At 42.0% G+C, this 6,041-nt stretch carries 7 protein-coding genes; 2 read left to right on the top strand and 5 right to left on the bottom strand.

The genetic code is table 11. The features are described from left to right. Positions 1-1,878: carbohydrate binding domain-containing protein (locus K5677_RS03875; RefSeq protein ID WP_296724886.1), on the top strand; the 1,878-nt coding region annotated here is incomplete at its 5' end. 307 nt (positions 1,879-2,185) lie between these two features. Here the strand turns inward: K5677_RS03875 and K5677_RS03870 are convergent. From K5677_RS03870 to K5677_RS03860, 3 genes are read right to left on the bottom strand one after another with little or no spacing between them, the layout of a single operon-like run. Next, entirely contained in the window at positions 2,186-2,647 is a 462-nt protein-coding gene (locus tag K5677_RS03870) for a DUF3021 family protein (protein ID WP_296724884.1), read from the bottom strand. Beyond that, complete coding sequence (locus K5677_RS03865) at positions 2,647-3,096, bottom strand: LytTR family DNA-binding domain-containing protein (RefSeq protein WP_296724882.1); 450 nt, start codon at positions 3,094-3,096, stop codon at positions 2,647-2,649. The genes K5677_RS03870 and K5677_RS03865 overlap by 1 nt, the downstream gene beginning before the upstream one ends. Before the next feature lie 42 nt (positions 3,097-3,138). Then, positions 3,139-3,915: an MBL fold metallo-hydrolase gene (locus K5677_RS03860; protein WP_296724880.1), complete on the bottom strand. Its 777-nt coding sequence runs from the start codon at positions 3,913-3,915 to the stop codon at positions 3,139-3,141. A gap of 455 nt (positions 3,916-4,370) precedes the next feature. On the opposite strand from K5677_RS03860, the gene K5677_RS03855 reads away from it, so the two are divergent. After that, positions 4,371-4,520: a hypothetical protein gene (locus K5677_RS03855; RefSeq protein ID WP_296724877.1), complete on the top strand. Its 150-nt coding sequence runs from the start codon at positions 4,371-4,373 to the stop codon at positions 4,518-4,520. A 42-nt stretch (positions 4,521-4,562) separates the two neighbouring features. Here the strand turns inward: K5677_RS03855 and K5677_RS03850 are convergent, their stop codons facing one another. Both K5677_RS03850 and K5677_RS03845 read right to left on the bottom strand, forming a co-directional pair. Further along, on the bottom strand, positions 4,563-4,946 hold the full coding sequence (locus tag K5677_RS03850; protein ID WP_296724873.1) for a DUF6483 family protein: 384 nt from the start codon (positions 4,944-4,946) through the stop codon (positions 4,563-4,565). Between the two features lie 455 nt (positions 4,947-5,401). Next, positions 5,402-6,001: a recombinase family protein gene (locus K5677_RS03845; RefSeq protein ID WP_296724871.1), complete on the bottom strand. Its 600-nt coding sequence runs from the start codon at positions 5,999-6,001 to the stop codon at positions 5,402-5,404. Between the last annotated feature and the right edge of the window lie 40 nt (positions 6,002-6,041).

Here is a 6,041-nt window from a genome sequence, read left to right as displayed (position 1 = left end):
GATACAGTTGATATGAGCGACGTAGTCCTTATAATGCAGTCACTTGCTAACCCGAATAAATATAAGCTGACAGAGCCGGGGCTCTACAATGCGGACGTTTATGAGGCAGGCAGCGGCATTACCTCAAACGATGCGCTTTCTATCCAGAAGTACCTCTTAAACCTTATAACAAAGCTTCCCGAAAGCTATTCCGAGAAGGTGACCACAGCTCCTGTTACTACAACAGTACCAACGACCACAACTACTACAGCTCCTATATCAGGCGGCGCTCTGAATGACAGCTTTGATTCGGGCGTAGGTGAGTGGACAGGCAGAGGCGCAGCTTCTGTTGCAGCTGTAGACGAAGCATACTACGGTTCATCGGGCAAATCTCTGCTTATCACAGACAGAAGCGCTGAGTGGAACGGTGCAGCTATCAACCTCGGCTCGGATTTCCAGCCCGGTCAGACCTACAGCATAAGCCTTGCAGCCCTCCAGATGTCCGGCAGCTCAGCTGAGATACAGATTTCGCTCCAGCAGGGCGGAAACGGCGGAGGAAGCGCTGTTTACACATCTATCGCAAAGGCGACCTGCGAGAGCGGCGTATGGACAAAGATAGAGAACACCTCATTTACTATCCCTGATAATGCAGGTGATATGACACTCTACGTTGAGACTGTTGAGTCTTCGGGTGACCTTATGGATATCTATATTGACGATGTACTGGTTGCAGCTGAGGGCACAAAGTCAGCAGTTACAACAGGCGGCACAGGCAAGGTGCCTGAGATAGTTGTTCCTCCTACACCTACAGTTGACACTACTAAGTGGGATAACTACAAGGAGACAGCTTCTGCTCAGTATATCGACTTCTACAAGAGCTCTATCAAGCACATGGGCAACACCTACAGGCTCACGCAGAAGCTCACTGCTGCTGAGGGCGGTTCACCTCTGACAGTAGCTTACCTCGGCGGTTCTATCACTGAGGGCAAGAACTACACAACACCATTTTCCAACTACCTCAGGACAACATTTGCTAAGGGCAGCTTCAAGGAGATAAACGCAGGTCTCTCAGGTACCTCCTCGGTTGTAGGACTGGTCCGCAGCGAGAAGCAGATAGTTGAGCAGAAGCCTGACATCATCTTCCTTGAGTTCTCAGTAAACGACCATGAGGACATCATGTACAAGAAGTGCTTTGAGAGCTGTATCAAGAAGTTCCTTGATATGCCCAACGAGCCTGCTGTAGGTATCATTATCACCCGTGCACAGGGCGGCTTCTCCAGCCAGTCGCAGATGTATCCTATCGGCAAGAACTTCGATATACCTGTAATAAGCATGGACGACGCTCTTACTAAGGCATTCGGCAGCGGCTTCTTGAAAGCAAGTGATTACTATTCAGACGAGTATCACCCGCATCAGAAGGGCGGACAGCTTGTAGCTGACTGTATGGCATACTATATTCGTCAGGCATTAAAGAGCGAGAATCAGTCCGCAGGCTATACACAGCCAACTAAGTACGTATACGGCGCAGAGTACGCTAACTGCGTGAACGTTGATCCCAAGAACCTGACAAACTTCAACGCAGGCTCATGGAAATCAGGTGGCGGTTACAACAATAACCCCGGTCTCAACTATTCGTATACCCTTAACGGCGGAAGCCCCATGACCTTCAAGACACAGGGCAAGGGACTTATCATAGTATTCAAGGCTAACAGCTCAGGTATGGGCAGCATAAATGTTACTGTAAACGGCAAGACCACAAAGGTAAACGGCAATAAGCAGTACACATGGGGCGGTCCGGACGCAGAGCTTGGCTATTATCAGGATACAACAGGTGACCTTGATGTTTCTATAAGCGGAAGCGGCAGCTTCACTATATGGGGCATAGGTCTTATCAAGTAATACCAGACATAAAGGGCTGCGTCATTAATGACCTGCCTCTGTCAAGCAGACAGTCGAAATAACAAAAATATTCTATTATGTTACCAAAAGCAATCTGTACAAATTGTGCAGATTGCTTTTATTTTCAATACTGTTAGGCAGTCATGCCGCATACGTTTTATGTTATTCTGGGAAATAAAAAGCGGTCCGAAGACTGCTTATATTTTTATTCAGTTACAAAATAGTCGTCAATGACTTCACCATGAATATAAAGCAAAGTCTCCGCTGTATAATTGCGGAGACTTTTTTCTTATTGGTACCTTTATAACTAAGCGCTTTCACTGGTGTGATTCGGACTTTTATCAGTGTCATTTTTGGTATATCGTTTTTTGAGCTGTTTATTCATAATTGATGCATGCTTTCGGTCTACCAGATAATGAACAAAGCTTGTGAACAGATATATGAAAACGACTGCCAAAAATGTCATAAGAAGTGAGAGCGGAGTTATCTTACACCAGCCGAATGCTTTAAGCAGCAGAACAGTAACGATCAATATCACCAGAAAATGCAATATCCATAATATCCATGAAAGCCGTACGTTTTTGGTATCAAAGCATAGCAAAAGAGCAGTCGGAAGAGCAGTTATAAGTCCGCTCAGTAGAATTTCCCATAAGATTATACTGTCGATCTGCTGTCCGGAAATCGTAAGAAATATTGCAGCAGCAATTAAAATAGCTGTTGTGATGTCCACAAAATAATGTAGCAATGAAACAAAAAATTCCTTTATCATTATTCTACCTCCTCAGGTCCGAGCTTTGACTTCAGACTGCGTACATACTGCCGTGAGATAACTATCTTTTCGCCGTTTTTCAGATGCGCTTCCAGCTTACCGCTGAATAATGGCGATAGGTACTCTATTTTCTCCATATTTACGATCATAGATTTTGAGCATCGTACAAAATCCAAAGGAGCAAAAAGCTCCTCCAGCTCATACAGCTTATACTTGACTTCGTAGACATCTGAGTGATAGTAAGCAAAAACGCGGTTTTCGTTGGCTTCAAAATAGTATATTTCCTGATAATTCAAACGTACTATTTTTTCATCCATATATCCTGTAAGTTCTGTATTGACAGTCTGAAATGAAAGAAGCATTGAAATGAGCCTCTGATCCGGCGAGGCACACCTGACAATTACTGTATCTTCCTCATCCGGCTTAGGTGATTCGATTATTATTTTCATTACCGACCTCCGTATTGTAGTAAGTATGTAGAATATAATGTGCTATATTTCAAGTGAGCCTCCGTGATGCAGCTTGTACACAGGCACAGTGTTTTTCATTCGTTTTTCAAATCCCGATGTATCAATATCAGAACTAAATGGAGGAAACGTATCATCAAAATGCGTCAGCAGTACAGCTTTTGGTCTGATTCGGTCATAGACAGTCATTGCCATGTCGCACAGCTTATCCGAGCCCTGATACGGGAATAAAGCCAGATCAACACCTGTTGGGTATAGAATACCATCTGCAAGTGCAAGACTGCCCAGTATCAGTATTTGCTTGTCATATGCCTTGATACGGTAGCAAAGTGTCTCCTTTTTTTCAAGGCATGACGCAAATCGAATAAGTTTTCTTACAATATCTTTTCTATTCTTAAGGAAACGTTTGCTGAACAATACTTTTAGTATTTCAGGTATACCCAGACTGATGTGCTTGCCTTTATAAGCAGTTATATGTATATCTCCTATTGAAAAACAAGTGCTTTCCTTTATCATATGCAGGTTAGTTTTATCGACGCCTTTTCTGATGAGAGTGCGGTATGGAGCTTTTGTGCAGTAAACGGCGGTATGTCTGCGTACTATCTCAGGGATACTGCCGATGTGGTCAAAGTGACCGTGGGAAATGATGATATGACTGCAGCCGTCAAAGGCGTCTGACGGGACGTTTACCCTGCTGTCAGGGAACGGAATAAACGGATCAATAAGCAGTTGTGAGCTGTTTGTAGCGATCCGTACAGAAGCTGTTCCGTACCATGTTATCCTTACCTTGTTTTCATGCATGAATGATCATTTCTTTCAAATGAGATTTCCTTTATAATACGTGTATTACAATATATATGATAACACAAAACCAGATTTGATGTCAATGCAACTTACATATCAAAAAGTGCATCTTATTTGAAGTGCCATTATGCAACTTACCCTCTAAAAAATACAACTTACCTTCATAAAAATGCATCTTACAGTAAATCTATTGACTATCTGCGCAAAAGCATTATATAATATCCCCATGATCCTAATGTCATTAAGCTAAGGAAAAACAAAATAGTCACAGGGTGAACAAAGATCCTGTGACTATTTTTATGAATATAATGTAAATTTTTGCAAAAAGGTATTGACAAAAAGCCGAAAATGTGCGGCGGAGCCAATCAGATATACACATCTGATTGGAGGACTTTATCGTGCGAAAATACTGTAATTCCGTCAAAAGCAAGCTTAATATACTTATTCGGAAAATGGAGAAAAACAAATCGGCTTTTGTTGCAGATCCTAAGAGAGACTTTGTTCGTAAGAGTGAGCTGCCATTCTCAAAAACAATGAGATTCATTCTCGGAATGGGCAGCCAGACACTTGGCAAAGAGCTTATGGAGTTTTCAACCAAATAAACCTCACCGATTGGCAAAAACAAAGGAATTCAACTTTTAATATTAGTCATCGTCATTACCAAAGTAAAGATCTGTTACACCTTTCCAGCCGAATTTATTCGCAAACCGCTCGAAGTCTCTTCTACCCTGAGCAAATGTGTATGCCGCTAATTCAAATTGTTCCTCGTCAAGATCGCTTAGGTGTGAATAGAATGAAAGTCCGATCATAAGGTTTTCTATCGTGTTTTCTTCGGTGAGTTTTTCAAGTTCTTCAACTGCTTCCTTGATTTGGCCGTTATTCATTTGCTCTATGAGCGTATAGGCTTTTTGTTTTTCAACTTCCTGAAGCGTCTCAAATGATTTATCCACCTTTGCGTTGAATACGACTTTGGCTATAACAGCTGTTATTTCCTTTATTTGACGCATGATATAATCCTGTTCAAACATAATATAATCCCTCCATATCATTAAACTCATTGCCCCATAAGCAATGGTTTATACTGCCATTATAATACTTTGGGCAAATGATGTCAATAGATTTTGTTATATAATAATAAGAGCGCACAATGTACTCTCTCCAGGTTGTCAAAAGCTACTCTATTTCAAAAAAGCTAAAGTCAGCTAACGTAGAACGCCATTTTTAGCTGTTTTCGAGGGAAGACCTGTTTTTAGTCTTTTTAACAGCCCAATTTGTTTTTATGGCAGGCTGGTTTGGTGGTAATTACAAAAAATTCTGATGCAGTAATTAACGTCAGCATTTTTGTAGCAACAAATAACTTCTAAAAAATAATGAAAGACTGCTTTGCTCAATTTATATAACAAAGCAGCCTTTTCATTTATAAATAAGATAGTTGTTTTTTCTGCTTAGCTTAATGACATTATCCCGAAGGAGGCTACATCTATCAGTTGTCGCTGTATAGCTTGTAGAAGTAAGAACGAGATATGCCAAGCTCCCGCATAGCTTCTACAGGCTTTTTATTTCCGCAACGGACTTCTGCCAGTACCTCACGCCAGTTATCAGGCAGAGGCTTAGCAGGACGTCCAAATTTAACGTCTCTCTTCTTTGCAGCCTCTATTCCCTCACGTTGACGAGAACGTATCTTATTACGCTCGTTTTCTGCAATGCTGCCGAGAACCTCTATAAGGATCGAGTTTATCATTTCAAGGATCCAAGCCTGATCCGGTGGAAAGTCCGTAAGAGTAGTCGGAATGTCGAGTATCTTTACACGCACTCCTGCTGCTTTGAACTCTTCCAGTTCTCGCTTGATATCTGCCTTGTTTCTACTAAGCCTGTCCAGCTCCTTGATAACAAGTGTATCTCCCTTACGGAGTATCTGACGCTTGAGGTACTGATAGCCTTCACGCTCTGTATCCTTACCGGAAGCCTTATCGATGATAATGTTCTGCTCAGGAACGCCAAACTTAATAAGAGCTTCAAGCTGCCTGTCTTCATTCTGTTCCCGGGTAGATACCCGGGCATAACCGTAGATTCTGTTATCCATATTACCTCCAATTTGTCCATAAATGTGGTTGTTACTTTGT

This window comes from Ruminococcus sp. (assembly GCF_024684275.1).
The sequence above is the reverse complement of the archived record's forward strand: the minus strand, read 5'-3'. Positions and strand labels throughout refer to the sequence as shown.